Here is a 23208-nt window from a genome sequence, read left to right on the forward strand (position 1 = left end):
TAAAACCGAAAAAAGAAAGCATCCCACACGGAAATGCTTTCTCTTTCTATAACTAAATACTTAGAGGCTTAATTAATTGATATAACCTGCTTTTTTCAGTTCTTCTTCTGCTTTTGCAAGATTTGCATCAGATACACGGATGATAGGTCCTGTACAACCCATTCCACTTTCTGCATAAATATTAATCTTCCAGAGTGCTTTTACAGCATCTTCAAGATCCATTACTTCGATACCTGGAATCTGTGCTGTAACAATCTCCTTCGGAGGTTCTTTTACTTCCTCTTCAGCTGCTGCTGGTTTTGCTACAGTTTTGTATTTGTTAAGGATATCATTGAATCCAGCTTTTTTCACTGCTGCAAATTCATCTTTTGCAACTTCAAATACTTTTCCACGTACAAGCTGTGCTGCATAACGAATCGCATTTGCGATAACAGGAGCACCGGAAGCACGGGAAACGATCATAACAAGCTGTTCGTATCCTTCACCGATACCTGGTCCATATCCAAATCCTGTTGCTTCAAAACTTCCTCCTGTATTGAAAGAAGAAAGCATCTTCACAAGGATATTACCTGTAAGAGAATCTGTAACCATGATATCTGGAGAAGCCTGAAGTACATCATTACCTCTCATCACACATCCACCGTCAGCTCTTCCTGACTCTGCAAATGTAATATCATATCCGTTGCTCTGAAGCTCTTTTAAAGCTTTCTCAGTCTGACGAGCGCCATCTACATTTAAGATACCAACAGATGGGTTCTTTTTCCCGCAAGCTTTTGCTGCGATTACACCGTAGATTGCATTTTTAATCATACCTTCGATACGATCTGTACTGGATGTACCTGTTGTATTTGCAATAAACATTTCTTTTGCAGTTGCAGGTGTTACACAACGTCCAACAGTAGAAACACCGATTGGGAATGGGAAATGCATTGTTACTGCCGCATCCACTTCTTTATTTTTCAGCATTTCTTCCATCTTATCGTGGCCTTCTTCATCGTTAGCCACTTTGACTGTTGTAACTCCTTCTGCTTCTAATGTACCGATGTAGTACACATCGATTCCATCCTTTGCAGCCTCAATTGCTGCAGCCATGGAGTTTTCTTCTCCGTGTTCGCTTCCCATACCTGTAAGAGCGATTTTAGGACGTTTGCCAAAGCTTCCTGTCTCCAGTCCCTGAGCAATCTCCATAAAAGTGGAAGCAATCATTTTTTCTATATTTGCCATTTTGTCCACCTCTCTATTCTGCTGCCATAAGAGTTTCTGCAAAATCTTTCATTGCTTTTGCGATCAATCCTTTTACTTCTTCTTCAGAAACACCAGAATTGTCTTCTGCACCTGTGTTTGCCTGAATTACAAATGAAACACCATCAAAAAGGTTTGTCATACGGCCAAGGAATAAGCTTCCTTTACCAACGATCATAGCATTTTTGATCTTACCTGCTTTGATATCTTCTACTGCAAATCCGATGTACGGAACACCTGAAGGGATATGTCCCTGAGTCGGAGCCCAACCTGTCAGACCATGTTTTGCTGCAAATCCTGGCATATCTTTCTTCTCAAGATCACCTTTTTTAACAGCTAAAGCAGCGATCATCTTATAGTTAGCTAACGGAACATCACCAGCTCCTGCAGGTTTTGTAATATCTGGGTTCTGCATTTCTGGAGAGTATTTGTCAATATCTGTAATCTTTAATCCTACTCTTGCAAGAGGATCAGCTACAAGACTTCCGATTACGTTCTGTGGAGCAGATCCTGTACCAACTGTATGACGTCCTAAGATGTCAAGGTTGATTTCTGGGCTAACACCATCATTTTCTGCGATGATTACACAGAATCCTGCAAGACAGTCTTCTAAGATTGGAAGACCTTTCTTCACATGGTCTTTTCCGTTCATACCAAGTTTTGCTGTACATCCACCAGCTGTTACAGCTACACATTTGTAAGCACCTGATTTTACAAGAGCTGCTGCTTCAATTAAAGCATGTGAAGGACCAGCACAGAATCCACGTGAGTCAGAACCTGTTGCATTCATAAGTCCAGCAACTTCTGCTGCAGCTTTTGCAAAGTTTCCACCACCACGCTGATTCATATCACCACAAGCTTCTTCTGCACAGTCGATAACGTACTCGATATCTCCTGCATCGATTCCTGTGTTTCTTACAGCATATAATAAAGCAAGTACACTTGTAGCTTTGCTCATCATGTTTTCATGCATTACATGAGCAGAAAGGTTCACATCGATATCATGTGCTCTCTTCACACAACCAACTAATTTGCCAGCGATGTAAAGTCCTTCTGCATGTTCTTCGTTTACCAGATGCTCAACTTCACTAAGTTCTACACCTTCTTCTACTTTTGCTGCGATTGCTTCTGTAATAATTGGATTAGAAACAAATGCTTCTTTTGTTGCTGCAACAAATTCTTTGTCTAATTTTACAACTTCAAACATATCACATGTCTGAACTAAAAGAAGGAATTCGTTCTCTGGCATAATCTCACCGTATTTACCAAATCTCTCTGCGCCTTCTTTTACTTTATCATAGTAAGGGAACTCTACTTCTGCGAGTTCATCCGGATGTGCGTTTCCAATATATACCTGGTTTGGCCAGTAGTTTACACATTCTTCGTAAGAACGAAGATGACTTTCAAGTTCTTTTAAGTATTCAGATTCTGGGTTCACAACTCTCTCTGTTGTCTGAGTTGTTCCATTATACACTACCATCTGTGGAGTATGTGCCAGTACATAGCTGGCTCCTTTAATTACACTGTTCATTTGAAGGTTCCACCTTTCTTTTAGATGTTTAAAATGAGAATTTTTTATATATACTAAAAATAAAGGGTGATGAAGTAAGCATTTACTCCATCACCCGTAGAAAACCCAAAATCAAATCAGATTTTCGTTATAAATACTTATCTTCTATAAATATTTACAAAATTGTTCACGAATAGATGACATCTCGCTTACGATATCATCAACGTCAAGTACCATTTCCATCATACCTACCTGCTCATCGTAAACAGCTTCATCGAATTCTTCTTTCAATTCTGGTTCACATACATGATATACCGTGAGTCCTAACTCGACCCCTGTCAATGGTCCTGCGAATGTTGGGTCACCAGCAGTAACTGTCTCAGCAGCTAATCCTGCTGCCTCTCCTTCTGCTGCTCCAACGAGTACTACTAAATTCTCTGCACCGAATTCGTCTGCAAAGTCTTTAACTCTTTTCTGATTCTCAAGATCCATTGCACCTGCGCTAGTTCAGACGAAGCATTCAGTTGAAGAAAAAACTACTTCTCCACCGGCTGTCTTAACACATTCTGCAATAGCTGGTCCTGGCACACCATCACGGTCGCCAATGATAATTACTTTTTTTCCATCTAAAATTGCCATGGCTTTTTCTCCTTCCTTTCATTTTACTTTTAGTATAAATTTATAGTTGGAATGCTTTCACACTCCCGCAAAAGCCTGTTCGGCTTTGTACGCATTAAGTATACATGCTTTTTCTAAAAAATACAAATAGATTTTCTAATTAGATGTATTTTTTGATCATAGCTTCAATATTAGCTTCTGTAGCGTCATCTTTTACAAGTTCTTCTACTTTTTCTCCGTCTTTGTAAATAGCCATAACAGGAAGTCCTAAGATTTTCTGTCCAATAGCAAGACGACGAGCTTTTGTTGTATTCAGAGATGTGAATTTTAATTTATCTCCGTACTGATCTGCCATAGAGTGTACGAATGGCATTAATGCCTGGCATGGTACACATCCATCACCAAAGAAATCGACGAATACGTATCCTTCTGCTTCTAATACTTCTGCCTGAAATGTATTTTTATCTACTTCTAACATTTTACATGCCCTCCTTGTGAAAAATTATTCCATTTCGTTAATGTATTTCTCGCACTGTGTAGTAGCGATTGCTCCGTCTGCAGCAGCTGTAACTACCTGACGAAGACTCTTCACACGAACATCACCTGCTGCAAATACGCCTGGGATATTTGTCTTCATATTATCATCTGTTGGAATGTATCCTCTTTCATCAAGTTCAAGACCTTTTCCTTCGAAGATCTTTGTGCTTGGTAATGTTCCGATAAATCCGAATACACCAAACATTCCGTCTTCTTCATCGGCAACGATCTTTGTGAGCTCTCCAGTTTTTACATTCTTAACTGTCATTTCAGAAAGGATTCCATCTCCTCCAACTTCCTCTACAACAGTATCCCACATAAAGTGAAGTTTCGGGTTCTTGAATGCTTTTTCCTGAATAGATTTTGCTGCACGAAGTTCATCACGTCTGTGGATGATTGTAACTTTTCTTGCGAATTTTGTAAGGTACATAGCTTCTTCAACAGCTGAGTCGCCGCCACCTACTACATATACTTCAAAATCTTCGAAGAAGTTCGCATCACATGTAGCACAGTAGGAAACACCTTTTCCCATGAATTCTTTTTCACCTTTGCATCCAATTGGTCTTGCAAAAGCACCTGTAGCAATGATAAGAGTTTTACCGCAGTATTCTCCTTTTGCACTGATCAGTTTCTTCACGTCACCTTCCAGTACAACATCATTGATAACATCTGTTACTCTCTCTACACCGAATTTTTCACACTGCTCTGTCATTCTGGCGATCAGAGATGGGCCACTTTCACCCTCAACAATCTGTCCAGGATAGTTTTCAATCTCATCTGTAATAGCAATCTGTCCACCGTCTTTACCTTTTTCTACGATTAATACAGACATTCTTGCTCTTCCTGCGTACAGACCTGCTGCTAAACCAGCAGGACCTGCACCCAGGATCACTACGTCATAAATTTTGCTCATAACGCTGTTCTCCTTCTTTCTTGTAGAATTATTCGAAAATTGTCTGATCTTCTACTTCTGTCTGAAGAGCTACAAGAGCCTTCTCAACTAATTCTCTACGTAATTTATATTCCTCTTCCTTCTCTAAAGCAGGATTTCCAAGTGGATGTGGAATAGCAATTGTAGGAACGATTCTGTTAGCACCAACTGTCATAGAAATTGGTGTTACTGTACACATGTGTACTACTGGAAGTCCAGCAGCTTCTACACCTTTAACCATCGTTGCACCGCAACGTGTACAAGTACCTCAAGTAGAAGTCAGGATAACTGCGTCAACTCCATCTGCTTTCAGTTTCTGAGCAAATTCATCTGCAAATGCTTTTGAAGATGCTACTGCAGTACCGTTACCAACTGTTGTGTAGAATTTATTGTGTAATTTTCCGATGATTCCTTCTTTTTCCATATCGCGGAGAACGTCAACCGGAAGAACACGGTCAGCATCTTCATTAGCGTATACTGGGTCGTATCCACCATGAGCTGTCTCGTATGTTTCTTCTGTTAAATCCATAACTCCTGTGATATCGTACTCACCATAGTGAGAAGCGTTTGAAGATTCGATATGATCTGGATTTCCTTTCGGAACAATACCACCAGATGTTACTAAAGCGATTGTAGCTTTAGAAAGATCTTTTACAGCTGGGTTTGGAGCTACTCTGTCGAATGCCGGCATTGGGTATTCTGTTGTGTATGGCTTATCAGCTAATTTTGCAAGTAACATATCTACTGCACGTCTAGAACCACGTTTTTCTTCAAAGAAGTTTACACGTACTCCGTTTGGCATGTAGTTATCCTGGCAAGATGCACCGATTGCTTCTTTTTTAGCTAATTTAAGAGCTAATGGAGCCATTTTCTTAACGGCATCTCTAGCACCTGCTGCATTGTTCTTTGTAGGTACTGTATATACTTTGTTTTTGAACATATCAGCACCTGGGTTTTCTACGTACATACCTGTTACTGCAGGAATTCCTAATTCTTCCTGAACAGCGTCACAGATTGTACCACAAGCTACACCGTAACGTCCAGCGTTGAAAGCTGGTCCAGCGATAAATACATCTGGATTTAACTCTTTTACCCATGCTAAAATTGTTGCTTTTGCTTCTTCAAGATTTTCGTTGAAGTAAGAGTCACCACATACGATTGTAGAAATAATCTCTGCTTCATCTTTGAAAGCTGCTTTGAAAGCTGCCCCAGGTCCCATTACTTCACCATCGTGACGTTCAGCTGGGATGTGAGCTTTTTCTTCTCCACCGATCTGTGCGAAGAACTGGTTGATATAATGTACTACTTTAATCATTATGTTTTTTCCTCCTTCCCTATCTTGCACTTAAGTAACCGAAACCTGTTTCGTTTGTTGCACCAGTAATTGCCTGGATTTCAACTTCAATTGTTCCATCTTCACGTAAGCTGTGTTCGTTACCACCAGCGATTGTGTTCACGTAATCTAATGTTCCGATCACTTTGTCAAGTTTTGGAAGCACGATTACCTGGTTAGCATTTCCGCCTGTGATTACTGCGTCAGCTGCTACGTCAGCATCTGCTAATGACTGAGATTTTCCATCACGTCCAGCGTATTCGTCAGTAATGATTACTGTCTTAACACCTTCTGCTTCGATTTTCTTACAGTTCATGATAAGGTCTGTATCTGGGTTACCGAAACCTTCCTGAGATAATACGATACCATCAAGATCTAATAAACGGCAAAGTTTAGCTGTCCAGTCTGATGAGCGCTGCTTATCAGCAAGGTATACGTTTTCGTTTGTAATAATATGGCAAACAAAGTTTAATGTTTTACCGTGTTCTTCAAATAAATCATGTACAACACCATTGTTTTCATGTACATATGTAGGGTTCTTATCACATGCAGATACACAGTTACCAGATACGATAGCACCGTCCATAATTTCTGTTGGTGTCATAATTGTAGATAATGTTTTCTTAGCATCTACTCCGTATACATATGTATCGTGAAGTAATCCCTGAGACTGTAACATCTGAACATATGCTACTCTTGGAAGTCCTGGGAATTTTTCAGCACCTTCCATAACTCCATATGTTTCAAATACTTCTGTTTTATCTGGTGTCAGTTCACGAGCTAACTCTCCAAGGTAAACAGCTACTCTGAATCCTGCAAATCTTACAGCTGGCTCATAATCGTGCTGTTTGATTCCTTCTACAGGTTCACATACAACAACTAAGTTGTTTAATTTTGAGAATGGTGTATATTCTGCACCTGGGCCTGTCATATCGATGATACCTTCCTGGAAACCAACGATCTTACCTGCTGTAACAACAGCCATACCTTTGAGTGCATATGTTTTACCTTCACCAACTGTATCCACCTTGCTGATTACACCTGGGAAAATTCCTCCACGACCTTCAACTTTTACACGTGGCTCGATAACATCTTTTACAGGTGTGATTCTTACGCTCTCACCCGGTCTTGCAATATCAAGCTTGCAGTCTTTAATTCTTTCGTCCTCAAGAACGATTGCTTTTACAGCTTCTTCATCAACATAAAGTACGCCATCTTCGATTTTAGACTCTGGTCCAAACTGAATGTCTTTAATGTTAATGTGACCTAATTCTAATCTTCTCACTGTAAATTCCCTCCTTTATTGTGTTTAGTTATATATGCTCTAAGTACCTTAACGTACTATTACAGCCAATGTCATTGAATTTTTCATTTTCTCTTGCTATTCAATCCCATCTGCGATTCTTTTTTTAAAAAATCGCAGACGGAATTGCACTCTCAATCAATTTCAAATCCACCACTTGAAAATCTTCATAGACTTCCGGTGCATACTTATCTGATTTAAACTGAAATTTTTTACAAGACTGAATCGCATACTCAATAATCTCCATAGACCGCGGATCCAGCTTTTCTTTCTTTTCTGACACCATAATCGATTTATACGGTGTTTCATTCGGCTTCACACTTCCAGACAGCGGATGTGTCAGAAGCTCATACCCTTCATAAATATAGTTTCTTACTTTTCTAAGTATCTCCTCATAGGAGCACTCTACGAACTCAATATGATATTCATTTTCTAATGTTTCTTTTACTAAGGGATTGTTTGTTACTATCTTAAATGCTTTTTTCATGTTCTCACCTTGTTGTTAAAAAAAGGACGGCTTTCGTAACTGTTGCTACCAAGTCGTCCTTTCTGTTCTTTTCTGACATTACGTCCAAGTCCAGAATATGGTCCATTTCTCACTCCTTTTGCCTGAAAGTTTCACCAGTTAATTGACCGTTACCTGGTTTGCATCTTCGGCGGTTTCCTGTTTCAGAAACGCTCTCACAAGAAATATCTTCCCATCTTCTTTTCCAATATTTATTTTTTCTTCATCTGTTTTGGCTTGAAGTTATTAAAGTAATCTTTGTGTACTTCTTTTACTACCTTACTCAGTGCAAACAGACCGATAATATTCGGAATTACCATTGCACTGTTGAAGCAGTCTGCCATGTTCCAGATTAAATCAACTTTTACTGCTGATCCTGCTACGATACATACCGCCACAAGAATCGCATATACTTTCACTGCTTTTGATCCAAATAAGTACTTGATATTTGCTTCACCGAAGAAATACCATCCGATGATTGTAGAAAATGCGAAGAAGAACATACAGATTGCAATGAAAACTTCTCCAAATTTTCCAAATACGCTTGCAAATCCAGCCTGTGTAAGAGCTGTTCCTGTGAAAGCTGCTCCTGTCAATGGATCTGTCTGTCCTACCATACCACTTGTAAGGATTACAAGTGCTGTTAAAGTCAGAACAACAAATGTATCAATAAACACACCCATCATAGCAACAAAACCTTGTTCTACAGGATGATCTACCTTTGCAACTGCATGTGCATGTGGTGTAGATCCCATACCTGCTTCATTTGAGAACAATCCACGTCCAACACCTCTTGCAAGTGCTCTAGATACTGTCCAACCAAGAACTCCACCGCCGATTGCCTGCGGATTGAAAGCTCCTACGAAGATATCGTGAAATGCCTTCGGAATCATATTTCCGTTACAGATGATGACAATCAATGCACCCACAATGTAGAATGCTGCCATGATCGGGACGATCTTTTCTGTCAAGGAAGCGATTCTTGAAATACCACCCACAAAGACAAACAACGAAATAGCTGCGATAATAATACCGATAATCCATGGATTAATTCCAAATGCTGTTCCGAATGCATCTCCAATGGAGTTAGACTGTACTGCATTTCCCATAAAGCCTAATGCAAAGATAATGAGTACTGCAAATGTTGCTGCAAGAATCTTACCGAATTTTCCGGTAAATGCTGCTCTGATGTAGTATACAGGACCTCCGGTAACTGTTCCGTCATCTCCGACCTGTTTGTACTTCTGAGCCATAAGTGCTTCCGCATAAATTGTTGCCATTCCTAAGAAAGCACTTACCCACATCCAGAAAATTGCTCCAGGACCACCCATAGCGATTGCTGTTGCTGCTCCCGCAAGGTTACCTGTACCTACTTGTGCCGCGATAGCTGTTGCTAACGCCTGGAAGGAAGACATTCCTTCTTTTCCGGCTTTGTCGCTTTTTTTGAAGAGACCTCCAAAAGTACGCTTCCAGCCTTCTCCGAATCCTCTTACCTGAATGAAGCCAAGATTAAATGTGAACCAAAGTCCAGCACCTACCAAAACTACAATCAAGATTTTGTCTGCTAGTACACCTTGAATGGCTACTACTAAATCATTCAGACTCAAACAAATCCCTCCTCACGCACCGTTTTTCGGTGGTTTTATTGAATATCTCTTATGTCATATATATTACATGATGAGCGGGATTATTTCAACTCTTTTTATGCATTTTACACATCTTTGTTCAGATTTTTACACATTTTTAGGTGTTTATTTATATCTTCTATATATGAACTTTGTTTTTTATTTATTTTGCATATTTCATTATATCTTATTTTGTTCATTTTGTCTATTGTCTTTTTTCATCTTTTGAAATCTTAGTCAAATTTTTGTCAATTTGCTAGTTTTCGACAGAAAACAAACCGCTTTCGACAAAAAACCTACGAAAAAAGACGAATGTCCGTTTGGCATTCGTCTCTTTTCTTTCTATACAAAATATCTATTTATTGCAATTGTTACAATATTTCTTCTACTTCCACACTTACAGCGCTATCGTACATTAGACATTGATCTCAGCGGTCATTCCAAGAACTGCTTGATTCTCTTCTAAAACCGGACGGATTACATTCTCAAGGAAGCTTTCTACCTGTTCTTTCGCCCGTCCTGTATATCTGGACGGTTCCATTGTTTGCTGCAATTCTTCCAATGTCATATTAAATGCCGGATCTGCCGCAATTAATTCCAACAAATTATTATCCAGACCTTTTTCCTTTACATTGCGTCCTGCCTCCATAGAAAGTTCGCGAATTCTCTCATGAAGTTCCTGTCTGTCTCCTCCGGCCTTTACTGCATCCATCATAATATTTTCTGTTGCCATAAATGGAAGTTCTGCACGCAGACGCTTTTCAATCACCTTCGGATATACGACAAGTCCATCCACCACATTCAGGCACAGATCCAAAATACCATCTATTGCCAAAAATCCTTCCGGTATGCTAAGCCTTTTGTTTGCAGAATCATCTAAAGTTCTTTCAAACCACTGTGTAGCAGATGTGATTGCCGGATTCAGTGCATCTGCCATCACATATCTGGACAGAGACGCAATCCTCTCGCTCCGCATCGGATTTCTCTTATAAGCCATCGCAGAAGACCCTATCTGGGATTTTTCAAATGGCTCTTCTACTTCTTTTAAATGTTGAAGCAAACGAATATCATTAGAAAATTTGTGCGCACTTGCCGCAATTCCCGCAAGAACATTTAACACCCTTGTATCTACTTTTCTAGAATAAGTCTGACCGGAAACCGGATAGCAGGCTTTAAATCCCATTCTCTGTGCAATCATCGGATCAATCTTATCGATGGTGTCCTGGTCCCCATCAAACAGTTCCAAAAAGCTTGCCTGAGTCCCTGTTGTTCCTTTGGAGCCTAGAAGTTTCAGACTTCCGGCTACATATTCCAAATCTTCCAGATCCATCAGAAACTCCTGCATCCAAAGCGTTGCCCTCTTTCCAACTGTCGTAGGCTGTGCCGGCTGAAAATGCGTGAACGCAAGCGTCGGAAGTGCTTTATACTCATCTGCAAACTTTGCAAGTTCTGCGATAACATTGACCAGTTTCTTTTTCACAATTTTAAGCGCCTCTGCCATCACAATAATATCTGTATTATCTCCAACATAACAAGATGTAGCTCCAAGATGTATAATTCCTTTCGCCTTCGGGCATTGCTGGCCAAAAGCATACACATGCGCCATCACATCATGTCGTACTACTTTTTCACGCGCTCTTGCCACATCGTAGTTGATACAATCTGCGTGCGCCTTCATTTCTTCAATCTGTTCTTCCGTAATATTTAGTCCAAGTTCTCTTTCTGTCTCCGCAAGCGCGATCCAGAGTTTTCTCCATGTGCGGAATTTCATATCCGGCGAGAAGACAAACTGCATTTCTTTACTTGCATATCTTTCTGATAACGGGCTTTGATATCTGTCAGTGCTCATATTGTTATTCTCCTTCTACTTTTCTTTATAAAAGTCCAAGACGGTGGAAAACCTCTTCATAGGCTTCCTCGACGTTCCCCATATCACGGCGGAATCTGTCTTTGTCAAGTTTTTCATTGGTATCTACGTCCCAGAGTCTGCATGTATCCGGTGACACTTCATCTGCAAGAATGATTGTTCCATCCGGCAATCGTCCAAATTCAATTTTGAAATCAATCAATTTCATACCTGCATCCAGGAAATATCCTTTCAAAAATTCATTTACCTTTTTTGCATAAGTACGAATGGTGTCAATCTCCTCCTGCTCTGCCAATCCCAGTGCTAACGCATAATCATCATTAATAAATGGATCTCCAAGTTCATCATTTTTATAACTAAATTCTAAAATTGGGCACAGGAGTTCTGTTCCTTCTTCGACACCCATCCGTTTTGAAAAGCTCCCGGCTGCCACATTTCTTACAATCACTTCAAGTGGTACAATCTCCACTTTCTTCACAGCAGTTTCACGGTCATTTAACTCTTCTACCAGATGAGTAGGGATCCCTTCTTTTTCCATCATCTTAAAAACATGATTTGTCATCCGGTTATTGACCACTCCTTTTCCAGAAATCGTACCTTTCTTCTCTCCATTAAATGCTGTCGCATCATCCTTATAAGATACGATCACCACCTCAGGATCTTCGGTCAGAAATACTCTTTTTGCTTTTCCCTCATAGAGTTGTTCCATTTTTTTCATATGCTTTCACCAGTTCCTTTCCTATTTTTCAATCAGCAAAGTTGATTGCGTCGGTACGTTGATTTTATCTTTTCAATTTCCAGCAGCTTTGCTTTTCCTTCTTCACGTTTTTCCTGTGCGTATGTCTGCAGTTCCTCCATCAGTTCCCGGTGCACTTTCGGGTACACTGTGTTTTTCAGCAGAAAGAGTTCATATTCTTCCTTTGTATACGCCTTATACGCACAGTAAATATATGCTTTGACGATCGACGGCTCTTTGTATGTCTGAAACGCCTTTTCATACATCTCCATCGCTTCCCGGTAAAGAAATTGTCTGCCATATGCCGATCCAAGGCACGCATAAATCTTTCCATAAAAAGCATCTTCCACCGAATCATCCCTATCGCCATATAAAATGGACTGATACACAAGAATCGCATCTTCGAATTCTCTGTTTTCCAAAAGATTATCCGCTTTATATTTCTGTCGTTCAATTTCTTTTTGATTTTTCAACCGGTCCAAAATATTTTGGATCTGCTGCAGTTCTCCCGCTGTATAAATCGAAGAGCTCGACAAAATCCGCATGACAAATCGCTCTTCCGAGCTATGTTTTTGCAGCATCGTCCGAAGTTGCTCTGCCAGCCTTAAAAGCCCAAGTTCTGCTTCTATCCAGTCACAGAGTCTCTCATTGACAATCGTATAATCAATCAGATACAGATTATTGGAGAGATAATAGCAGAGTTCTTCCAATGTGTAGATCCGGCAGTGGATCCGCGACACTTCGTACGGCTGTTTTGCGCGCTTTTTATTACATAGTATCAAACTGCTCATTTCTTCCTCCTAAATAAATCGTATGTTCCCTGACAAAATCTGTAGCCGGGAAAAATTCTCCAAATCCGACATCTTTAAACAGAATCTTGCAGACATTCTCTTCGACAAAAAGAACTTCTACTTGAAGCCGGATCGTATATTTTGCACGTTTTGGAAGCTCATTTACTTGCACGCGCTCGATGCGTGATGTGCCGGTCAGCAAGGACTCCACCTTGATTTCAATATCATCCGTGTCTTCTAAAAGCACTTCCCACTGACCATCTCCTTCATACCAATGTCTGCCCCATGGTACAAGTGGGTACCATTCTTCTTTTCCATGCTGCCGCAGCTGAATAGAAATCTGCTCTTTCAGCTTACTTTCATCAAGATACACCGGCCCTTCCTGTTCTTTCATCAGTTCTTCCTGTCCACGCTGGTATGCTGTATAGCATGCTCCTTTGCTGTACAGATTATTTCCAAGAAATGCCCTTCTTCCATTACACAACACCTTCAAGGAATTCGGATACCAGTTATTTTCAAATCCTTCTCCCATCAAAAATACAGAGGAAACGATTTTTTTCTCAAATACACTCTCGATAAATTTTTGAAAGCGAAAATCTGCCATCTTAGCCTGCTCGACATTCAGCACCGGATACACCGCTTTCAGCTCTTCCATCTGAGCACTTGCCACCTCATCAACAGTGACAAACGTCTGCTTCTTCAACTTTGCTCCCGCCGCAATCTGACTTAACATATATGCCTTAATCTGTCTTTTGTCACAGTAAAACAGCGCTGATTCATATTGCCAAAGCTCTTTTGGCTGATAAAACATAAAATAGCAGTAACTTTCTTTGTAGTCCTGCACATGGATCTTCTTCCGTTCGATCCCCATCCGCTGTCCAATGCCCCTCAGCATCCTTGCAATATCCGGACTCATCTCGGGCACACAGAAGACAATCGACTCAATCTTGTCAAACTGCTGAAGTGTGAGACGGATAAATTTTGCAAGAAGCCACACTGCATCGTAAGTTCTTCTCCCCAAATGGATCTTAGCTCCGTGCATACTTTTGGCAAGCAGATCTGTCGCCATCGCCCCATCCTTGTGTTTTGCATGACTGCGAGCCTCTTCCCCGATATACCATGCATCATTCTTGCATCCGATCACAAGAGGAATCTGATATTCTCTGGACTCGTTTTTCACTGTCTCCGGCTCATGCTGCGCTTCATTATAATAACTGATCTGGCATCCTTCTTCACTCAGATCATATCCAATAATACTGCCTTGTCCCATATCTCTCCCCCCTATCAATAAATCGGAAACAGAAGTTCTGACATCTGCTCTTCCTCTGCAAAATTTTCTATCAGTTCTTGCTTTTGTCCTTCGCGGATCAGCTGGTTGATGCGCATATATTTTCCAATCTCCTTCTGTCGATCCACTTTCCTGCAGACTGCCTTTTCCGTACGAATCTCACTCTTTTCACCAGATTCCACGAAATAATAGCGGAGTTCTTCTCCTTCAAACAAGATCATCGACTTCACATAGACATTCTCATAGACCGGACCAAGTACCTCCGAATGATACTCTCCTGCCTCTTCTCCATCCCGGATCAGTTGATATCGAAAAGTTACTTTCCCTTTCTTTTTTGCATAATATGCTACCATCGTCTTATCATATAGCTGGAGTTCCTTTAACCAGTCTTTGCGATACTGTAAGAAAAACGGAAAATAAATCTGGCGGATACTCAGTTCGCGCAGAAACGTCAAGAGCATGTTTTCCTGAACATCTCCCCACGCATGATCTGCATAATACTGAAGTACAGCAATCTGACACACTTCTGGTATCGTGGACTGGTGATGATATTCCATACATAAAATTTCCATCACTTCATCGGCAATCTCTCTTTGCTTTGTGACATACTCTCTGCACACATAAACAAGATATGCCCATTTCAAACGATAATATGGCTTTCCATAATAGTAATCCAGAAAAATCTCCGCCTCCCCAAACATCTGCTCAGAAAACAGCATCTGTGTCAAAATACGTTCTGCTAACTGGAAGGTCTGTATCTCATACTCTCTCGCCACACGCCAAAGCCGTTTCATATCTTTTGTCGGTCCACAATAGTAATTTGCCAGATAAGTCAGCACTGCCTTATCATAATATTCCTCCTGGAACAAAGAGAAGGTCAGGTAGGTAAGAAAATCATCTTCCGCATAGTTATCCTCTCTGATTTTTTTACTGCATAGATGAAAAACTTCTTCGTGCTCATACTGCTCTAATCCATTGTCCTGCACCTCTTCAAACGTCAGCGGTCGGCTGCAGTATCCTTCTTCCTCTTCCTGCTCTGGATCCGGTCTGCACAATTCTAAATAATGCTTATCATAAAAGAGACGTCTGCTCTCATAATTTACAGATTCTACATAGTGGATCCCATTTCTTCCTTCCCAGACAATGCGGTCTTCCTTCGAGTACAGATGGATTTGTGCTTTTCCATCGATCACGGAAACTCTGTTTGCAATCTCTCCTTCGGCGTTGATTACGATTACTGATTTCATCTGGTCAGACTGCACGATCACCTCATAGACATGACAGATTTCATTCAAAGCTTCCCTTCGTTTTGGAGTCAGATTTTCTTCATTTAAAAAGCGTTTATAAATGATCCGGAGCGGCTCTGTAATATGCTTTTTCTCCAGCTGGGTCAATGCAAACTGTTCCATCTTCTCCCGATATTGTCCATATAGCTCACTTGTCTCCTCTACATGAAGAATCACATTTGCATATAACACTGCAAGCTTCGTATAATCCAGCACAGATCCGTGCAGAAAATACAGATAAATAGATTTTGGCAGGGGTTCCTTCGCTTTTTTACCATGAATTGTGATCATATAAGATTCATAGAGTTGTGCAATCTTCAGACCTGCTTTGACCGCCCGCTCATACCACACAAAATATTCTCCATCCAGTCTGCTTCCCTTGATCAACATTGTGCAGACTGCATTTAAAATCATCGGATCCGGATATTGTTCGTAAGCTTTCCCAAGGATCTGGTAAATGTTCTTATCAAATCCTTTTAACTGTGTGGCAAGATTCGCGATATATAATGCCACTTCCTCACTGAGCAGACCATATTTTGCCGCAAAAGAAAAGACACGGATTTCAAATGCCCCAAGCTTTTTAATACATTCCGGTTGCTCCCTATAACACCGGTATGCCTGCAAATAAAACAAAATACTATTTGCACCTTTTTGATACTGTTCCTCCAGACGAGAAAGTTTCTCCTGTCTGTCCTGATAAATTTCATCTAATTCCACTAAAATGCACAGAATCTGCCAGGATTCTCGGTTTTTCATATACATTCTTCGAATGTCTTCTACCGTTTTCTTCGTGTATGCTTCTTCAGCCCGGCAGACCGCAGTCAAATAAAGGTAATATGCATCCATCTCAAATTTCTTGCTCAAAGAAAATCTGCTGTAACTATATTGATCTAAATTATCCTGAGCATCCTTTTTGCGTCCCTCTAATATGGCAAGCTGTGCTTGTAATAACAGATATAGATCATTGTCCGAATCTTCCTGCTGCCTTCTTTGGATATATCCTTTTGCCTCCTTAATCCACATTTCCTTCTGAGCTTTTCCGGCTTCACACTGTAAATAAGAAGATAAAAGCTTGATCCATTCTTTTGCCTGCTCTCGCCTATCACTGCTCTTTGCCGGGTTTTGAGAAACTACAACCGTATATGTCAACGTCTCATAGGGAGTGCGAATAACGATCTCCCCGTAATTTTTCCCGCCATGAAGCAGATCACTTTCAATTACATATTCTAACTGATACCGGTTCCCAACAAAGTCTTCTGTTGAAAAACGATTCTGTACAAGACAAAGGAAGTCACCTTTCACCTCCACGGCCACTTCCATATATCCCCACGTGTTTTTTGTAATACGGATTGCTTCTTTTTTAGACGTCTGCAGATCAAAAAACGATTCCGTCTCTTCTGACAATGTCAGAAAAATCCGTTCTTTCTGCTTCGTTCCAACTAAAAATTCTTCCAATCCCTGTTCATCCAGAGACCATTTTCTCATATTGCTGTACAGATTGCTCCAACGCTTCTCTTCATATTTTAAAATCTGATAAAAATCTCTTGAGCGAAACAGCCTCGCTGCCTCCAGGTAATCTTTCTCTGCCAGCCTGCGAAAGCTTTCCATATCTTGTACTTTCCCAACAGATGTCATAACATACGGCTTTTCAATGATCGCAGTAAACGGAAGTTCAAATTCTCCCCCACTGCATACAATCGTAAAATACCCCTTCTCTATCTGCCCGGGAAGCATTCCTGACGCATCGTATGTGAAATGAATCTTAACCTGATGCCCTTCAAATCCTTGTTCGCTGCAATGCATGCGAAAAGAAGAGGCATAGACAAGACCTCTTACGTCTCCCTCTTCTTCGTTCTCTATTAAAAATTCTCCATGATAAACTTTCCCCTCTCCGATCTTCATTATGATCTTCGTCTCGGGAAGTCGGATTTTCGGTTGGATCGCTCGAAAATCGCCCTCTGAGAAATGTTTGATTTTATTCTTCAAATCGTTCACCTACTTGTCGTTTCTTACATTGCTTTTTCTTCATTGCATGATAATAAATTATAGCATTATCCTCCATGTTCTTGCAATGCTTTCATGACAGACTTTTCAGATACTTTTTTAAAGCTTCTCTTCTCCATCTCATCGAACCATTTCCCAAAGAGCAATAATCTATTCCACAATTTTGTAGTATTCCCTTGCAGTTACTGCAAAAGTAATGATATAAAACACTGCAAAAAGCAATGAGATTGCCACAGTACATCCGAGAAACAACATTGTATTGGTAAATCCAAATCCTGCCAACAACTTTGTCAACACCTTAAATGCCACAGCAATGTGAAGAATGGATGCTCCAAGCGGCAGAAAAAATACAAGCAATACCTGGCTTTTAATAGAGTCTCTCACTTCTTTTTTGCTCATCCCCACTTTCTGCATAATCTGATACCGCTCACGATCCTCATATCCTTCCGAAATCTGCTTATAGTAAATAATTAAAACCGTTGCCATCAAAAATAATATTCCAAGATAAATACCAATGAACAGCAAGCCTCCAAATATAGAAAACATCCCTTCTTTTCCTTCCTGTCTCGTTTCATAAAATCCCGGAATTCCTGATGCATCAAACGCTGCACGCAGTTCTGCAATCGCTTTCTTGCAATTTTCCTCAGTCCCCTCTAAATTCGACTGTAGTGTATAAGAAATAACAGAAGCCTCCTGGATATACTCCTCTTTCATTCCACTGTCCTGATACATCGCCTTCAAAATGCCATTGATTGATTCCATATCCAGCAAAATCACATAATAATTCTCTGCCATATTTTGCGTAGAACTTCCCGCAATTTTTAGTTCTTTTAACTGCTGTATGACATGATATCTTCGCTCTCCAAAAGCAAGCGTTCCTGGAAGTTCTTTCTTTTCATTAGATACATACACCAGCATCTCATCCTGCGCAAGCGATATCGACATTCCCTCCATCTGATTATAATCTTCCAGCGGAATCAAATATACCTGGCATACTTCCAGCATATCTTCCTGACTCACCTCATTTTCCTTGAGAAATCGTTCACCGTCAAACACTGAGACAAATGAACCGTAATGGTATTCCATCGTTTCGACCATTTTCACATCATATTTCCCATAGACTTCTTCTGCTATTTGACGCATTTGTCTGTCCTGCTCGGGTGTAGAAAAGCTAGTTTTTATCCGGCTCTCTCTCGGATAACGGCTGGATATGACATCATCAATTCCCAGATACAGTGATGCAGTTGCCGAAATCATAACAAGCACAATCGTACTTAAAATACAGATATTTGCAAGGCCTGCTCCATTTTGCTTCATTCGGTAGATCATTCCTGACACAGAGACAAAATGTTTTGTCTGATAATAAAAACGCTTCCTTCCCTTCAAAAATTTCAGAAATGCGATGCTCCCTGCAATAAATAATGCATATGTGCCGATGATCACACAGATTACCGCCAGAAAAAATTTAGGGATTGCTTCCAGTGGAGATTCTGTCGTCAACGCAATACAATATCCAATTCCAAGAAATACTGTTCCCACCAAGGCAAGCACCCATTTCGTCCGCGGTTCTTTTTCCCCTTCTTTTCCTGCCCGCAGTAACTCTGATGGGTTTGACAGCCGGATCTGCAGCAGATTATAGCAAAGTGTCAGTGCAAAAATCCCAAAAAACAGCACCGCCGTCGAAAAAACTGTCTCCATATGAAATTCTGACTTCATCCCCGTTTCAAACCGTAACAGTTTCTGCAGACACAAATACATCAATTTTTCAAACGTAAGGCCCGCCAGTATTCCACCTGCAATGCTTACAGATGCTGTCACAAGTGTCTCCATTGTCAGCATTTTAGCAATGTGTTGCTTTCCCAGACCCAAAATATTATAAACACCGATCTCTTTTTTTCGTCGTTTCATCAGAAAGCTATTCGTGTAGAACAAAAACAGTACCGAGAAAATCACTACTACTGACAAAGAATATTCTAATACCCTCTGCAATGTCCTGTCACCGACTGAACTTCCACTTGCAAGTCCACACAAAATGTAATACATCATCACGGTTACAATGGCAGTCAGCACATACGGCACATAAGTCTTTCTGTTGTTTTTCAGATTGGTCAGTGCCAGCTTTGTATAAACCGATCTACTCACCTTGTTCACCTCCCGTAGCAAGAACTGTCAATGTGTCAGAGATTTTCTGGTACATCTGCTCATTCGACAGATTTCCGCGATAGAGCTGATGGAAAACCTCCCCATCCTTAATAAAGAGCACCCTTTTCGCAGTACTTGCCGCCTTAATACTGTGCGTCACCATCAGAATCGTCTGTCCGTTCTCATTAATTTCATGAAACAAATCCAAAAGTTCATCTGCCGATCTGGAATCAAGCGCTCCTGTCGGTTCATCTGCCAAGATCAGCTGTGGTTTTGTGATCAATGCCCTTGCAACTGCTGCCCGTTGTTTTTGCCCGCCAGACACCTCGTAAGGAAATTTCTTTAAAAGTTTCTCAATTCCAAGCGATGCCGCAATCGGTTCCAGTCTGCGCGCCATCTCCGGATACTTCTTCCCGGAGAGGACCAGCGGAAGGAAAATATTGTCCTGCAGCGAAAAAGTGTCGAGCAGATTAAAATCTTGAAAAACAAATCCTAAGTTCTGCCTGCGGAATGCCGCCATCTCTTTCTCTTTGATTGTTCCAAGCTCTCGTCCTTTCAGAAACACTTTGCCGCTCGTCGGTCTGTCAAGCGCAGCCAATATGTTCAACAATGTCGTTTTTCCCGAACCGGATTCTCCCATGATTGCCACGTATTCTCGCGGTTCCACGGAAAAATTCACATTTCGCAATGCTTCCACCTGCGTTCCTCCAAATCGGGTTGTATAAATTTTCTTTAGATTATTTACTTCCAATAATGCCATATTCATTACCTCCTGTCTTTCGATCACAGTGTCATTATACAAAATATCCGGTTTTCTCTGCCATCGTTTTCCCTTACATTTTTCTTCGCTATCTTACATTTTTGAAAGAAATAAAAAATCTCCGAACAGTTTTCTTTTTCCTGTCCGGAGATTCTTTCTATTTTCTTACCAAAACTATGGTCATGGATTTTTATAACAAGAAATATTTTCCTACAAACAGAACAGCAAGGATGATCATCAATAAACTCATCTTCTTTTCTTTTGCTTTTCCTGCTACAAGATTGATCACAACATAAGTGATGACTCCCATAGCAATTCCTTCTGAAATGCTGTAGAAAAACGGCATTGCTGCGATACAGATAAAGCAAGGAAGCCCTTCTGTAAAATCAGCGAAATCAATATTTACTACATTGGTCAGCATATAGAATCCAACAACGATCAGTGCCGGCGCTGTCGCAAATGATGGAATGGCAAGGAAAATCGGTGAAAGCAATAATGATGCTCCGAATAAAACTGCCGTTGTCACTGCTGTCAATCCTGTTCTTCCTCCTTCTGAGACACCGGAAGCACTTTCAACAAAAGTCGTCACCGTCGATGTTCCAAGCACTGCACCTGCTGTTGTAGCAACCGCATCTGCCATCAGTGCTCCTTTAATTTTCGGAAGCTTTCCTTCCTGATCAAGCATACCAGCCTTTGTCGAAACACCGATCAGTGTTCCAAGCGTATCAAAAATATCTACAAACAAGAATGCGAACACAACGATAATAAACTGTCCGATATTAATTCCTGAAAAACTCAGTTTTCCAAAAATCGGTGCAAGACTCGGCACACTGATTCCTTTGCTGAAATCCGGTAACAGACTAAACATTCCGAGTTCTGCATTTGGAACATAGAGACCACTGATCTGACAAAGGATTCCAAGGATCCATGTGATCAGAATTCCCCATAAAATATTTCCCTTTACATTTTTTACAACAAGAATTGCTGTGATGATCACACCGATCACTGCAAGAAGTACCGTGATCCCTACATCGTTCATAGATGCTTTCACACCATTCAGTTCATTATATCCTTCAATAGAAAACAACTGCACCAAAGTAGATCCACCAATTACAATCTTTGCATTCTGCAGTCCGATGAATGCGATAAACAGACCGATTCCCACACTCACTGCTGACTTTAAGTTCAGCGGAATTGCATTAAAAATCGCCTCACGCACATTTGTCACAGACAATACAATGAACACAAGACCTTCTACAAAAACTGCTGCCAGCGCGATCTGCCAGCTATATCCCATACCAATTACAACTGTGTATGCAAAATATGCATTCAGCCCCATTCCCGGAGCCAGCGCAAATGGATAATTTGCAAAAATTGCCATCAACATCGTTCCTAAACATGCCGCCAACGCAGTTGCAGTAAACACTGCACCTTGATCCATCCCGGCCGCCGCCAGAATGCTTGGGTTGACTGCCAGAATATATGCCATCGTCATAAATGTTGTGATTCCGGCAAGCACTTCTGTCTTCACAGTCGTGTTGTTCTCCTTTAATTTAAACAACTTCTCTAACATCTCTCATTTCCTCCTTAAGTGTATCGATGTACTTTCTCTCTCATGTGCGAACACTTCCTTTGTGATCTGCCATGACCAAAACCGTACATAATTTTATCAAAGATTTGTAAGAAAGTAAATCATTCACCTATCATATATACTAATAACTATTTATAAGCCAAACACCCACTACTCTGCAATCTCAAATTCACGCCCAAAGTTTAAGATCACTGTCGTTCCTTTTCCCACTTCTGATTCAATTTCAATCAAATGTCCCAATTTTTTCATAATTTTTTTACAGAGATACAACCCGATTCCTGTAGACTTTCTATCCTGTCTGCCATTGTAGCCGGTAAAGCCTTTCTCCATCACTCTTGGCAGATCTTCCCTGCTGATTCCGATTCCGGTATCTTGCACGATGATGCTGTCCCCTTTTATCTGAACAATGATTTTCCCTTTTTTTGTGTATTTTAATGCATTAGATAAAATCTGCTCCACAACAAACACTGCCCACCGTTCATCGGTCAGTACTTCCACCTTCGATGGGTGAAATTCCAATTCGATTTTTTTCAAAATAAACAAGGACGAATATTTGCGGATTGCCTTTTTTGCAATTTCATCGAGAAAATAGCGCTGCAGGACAAGATCGGAGGATAGATTTCCCGCACGCAGATAAGATAATACCATCTCCACATACTGCTCCGTCTTAAAAAGTTCCGCTTCCATCGCCCTTCGATCGATCTGGTCTGACTGATTCAAAAGCTTCATCGCCGCAATTGGTGTTTTTATTTGGTGAGCCCACAATGTATAGTAATCAACCATTTCCTGATAATTAATTTCCGCTTCTGACTCCAACTCTCTTCTGTATGCTTCCAGGCGGATCAGCAGTTCCTGATACTGGTCCTCGATAGATTCCTTCGCTTTTGGAAGACTGCTAAGTTCCATTTGTTGCTGCATTGAAATATCGTGAAGCTTTCCAGATCGACGCACAAAATCTGCAAAATCAATTATCCCAACAATGCACATCAAAACTACAGACAAAAAAGCAGCATACTGCACAGTGTCAACCGGAACCGATGACAAGAAAAATACAACGAAAAAAATAGTTACAATCCCAATATATACTGCAATCACCTTTCGGCATTTTTTGAGATATGCACCTGCTAATCTGATCATTC

18 protein-coding genes and 1 riboswitch are annotated in these 23208 nt (G+C 40.7%); all 18 genes read right to left on the bottom strand.

Features of this window, described 5'->3' with window-relative positions; genetic code table 11:
- Positions 1-72: 72 nt before the first annotated feature.
- The 18 genes from grdD to ACGG81_RS08940 all read right to left on the bottom strand — a co-directional run bounded on the left by grdD (position 73) and on the right by ACGG81_RS08940 (position 23206).
- The gene (gene grdD / locus ACGG81_RS08855) at positions 73-1224 is read right to left on the bottom strand and encodes a glycine/sarcosine/betaine reductase complex component C subunit alpha (protein ID WP_008975182.1); all 1152 of its coding nucleotides are present in this window, start codon (positions 1222-1224) and stop codon (positions 73-75) included.
- Positions 1225-1237: 13 nt separating this feature from the next.
- Positions 1238-2773 (bottom strand): glycine/sarcosine/betaine reductase complex component C subunit beta, encoded by a 1536-nt coding sequence (gene grdC, locus ACGG81_RS08860; protein WP_320852597.1) that lies wholly within the window; start codon positions 2771-2773, stop codon positions 1238-1240.
- Positions 2774-2917: 144 nt separating this feature from the next.
- On the bottom strand, positions 2918-3391 hold the full coding sequence (gene grdA, locus ACGG81_RS08865) for a glycine/sarcosine/betaine reductase complex selenoprotein A (RefSeq protein WP_081636834.1): 474 nt from the start codon (positions 3389-3391) through the stop codon (positions 2918-2920).
- A 139-nt stretch (positions 3392-3530) separates the two neighbouring features.
- Positions 3531-3848 carry a thioredoxin TrxA gene (trxA, locus tag ACGG81_RS08870; protein ID WP_008975180.1) on the bottom strand — a complete coding sequence of 106 codons (318 nt, stop codon included), beginning with the start codon at positions 3846-3848 and terminating at the stop codon, positions 3531-3533.
- A gap of 24 nt (positions 3849-3872) precedes the next feature.
- Positions 3873-4820 carry a thioredoxin-disulfide reductase gene (gene trxB, locus ACGG81_RS08875; RefSeq protein WP_008975179.1) on the bottom strand — a complete coding sequence of 316 codons (948 nt, stop codon included), beginning with the start codon at positions 4818-4820 and terminating at the stop codon, positions 3873-3875.
- Between the two features lie 28 nt (positions 4821-4848).
- Complete coding sequence (gene grdB, locus ACGG81_RS08880; protein ID WP_390107909.1) at positions 4849-6153, bottom strand: glycine reductase complex selenoprotein B; 1305 nt, start codon at positions 6151-6153, stop codon at positions 4849-4851.
- Between the two features lie 19 nt (positions 6154-6172).
- A complete protein-coding gene (locus ACGG81_RS08885; protein WP_008975176.1) occupies positions 6173-7456 on the bottom strand; it encodes a glycine/sarcosine/betaine reductase component B subunit in 1284 nt (427 codons plus the stop codon).
- A 124-nt stretch (positions 7457-7580) separates the two neighbouring features.
- On the bottom strand, positions 7581-7961 hold the full coding sequence (locus ACGG81_RS08890; protein ID WP_008975175.1) for a GrdX family protein: 381 nt from the start codon (positions 7959-7961) through the stop codon (positions 7581-7583).
- A 100-nt stretch (positions 7962-8061) separates the two neighbouring features.
- Positions 8062-8170: riboswitch (glycine riboswitch) on the bottom strand.
- 21 nt (positions 8171-8191) lie between these two features.
- The gene (locus ACGG81_RS08895) at positions 8192-9586 is read right to left on the bottom strand and encodes a sodium:alanine symporter family protein (protein WP_119988288.1); all 1395 of its coding nucleotides are present in this window, start codon (positions 9584-9586) and stop codon (positions 8192-8194) included.
- Between the two features lie 433 nt (positions 9587-10019).
- Complete coding sequence (gene purB, locus ACGG81_RS08900) at positions 10020-11453, bottom strand: adenylosuccinate lyase (protein ID WP_117576696.1); 1434 nt, start codon at positions 11451-11453, stop codon at positions 10020-10022.
- A gap of 25 nt (positions 11454-11478) precedes the next feature.
- Positions 11479-12189 carry a phosphoribosylaminoimidazolesuccinocarboxamide synthase gene (gene purC / locus ACGG81_RS08905; protein ID WP_119988291.1) on the bottom strand — a complete coding sequence of 237 codons (711 nt, stop codon included), beginning with the start codon at positions 12187-12189 and terminating at the stop codon, positions 11479-11481.
- 32 nt (positions 12190-12221) lie between these two features.
- Positions 12222-12998 (bottom strand): hypothetical protein, encoded by a 777-nt coding sequence (locus ACGG81_RS08910; protein WP_119988294.1) that lies wholly within the window; start codon positions 12996-12998, stop codon positions 12222-12224.
- Complete coding sequence (locus tag ACGG81_RS08915; RefSeq protein ID WP_016438473.1) at positions 12976-14268, bottom strand: DUF5716 family protein; 1293 nt, start codon at positions 14266-14268, stop codon at positions 12976-12978. The genes ACGG81_RS08910 and ACGG81_RS08915 overlap by 23 nt, the downstream gene beginning before the upstream one ends.
- Before the next feature lie 14 nt (positions 14269-14282).
- On the bottom strand, positions 14283-17567 hold the full coding sequence (locus ACGG81_RS08920; RefSeq protein WP_270196030.1) for a DUF5717 family protein: 3285 nt from the start codon (positions 17565-17567) through the stop codon (positions 14283-14285).
- Between the two features lie 159 nt (positions 17568-17726).
- Positions 17727-19718 carry an FtsX-like permease family protein gene (locus tag ACGG81_RS08925; RefSeq protein ID WP_390107916.1) on the bottom strand — a complete coding sequence of 664 codons (1992 nt, stop codon included), beginning with the start codon at positions 19716-19718 and terminating at the stop codon, positions 17727-17729.
- Positions 19711-20478: an ABC transporter ATP-binding protein gene (locus tag ACGG81_RS08930; RefSeq protein WP_009262185.1), complete on the bottom strand. Its 768-nt coding sequence runs from the start codon at positions 20476-20478 to the stop codon at positions 19711-19713. The genes ACGG81_RS08925 and ACGG81_RS08930 overlap by 8 nt, the downstream gene beginning before the upstream one ends.
- Before the next feature lie 190 nt (positions 20479-20668).
- Positions 20669-22051, bottom strand: a complete 1383-nt coding sequence (locus tag ACGG81_RS08935) for an NCS2 family permease (RefSeq protein WP_008975164.1) — start codon at positions 22049-22051, stop codon at positions 20669-20671.
- Positions 22052-22219: 168 nt separating this feature from the next.
- Positions 22220-23206 carry a sensor histidine kinase gene (locus tag ACGG81_RS08940; RefSeq protein ID WP_009262186.1) on the bottom strand — a complete coding sequence of 329 codons (987 nt, stop codon included), beginning with the start codon at positions 23204-23206 and terminating at the stop codon, positions 22220-22222.
- Between the last annotated feature and the right edge of the window lie 2 nt (positions 23207-23208).

The organism is Faecalimonas umbilicata (assembly GCF_042846195.1).
Classification (GTDB): Bacteria; Bacillota; Clostridia; order Lachnospirales; family Lachnospiraceae; genus Faecalimonas; species Faecalimonas umbilicata.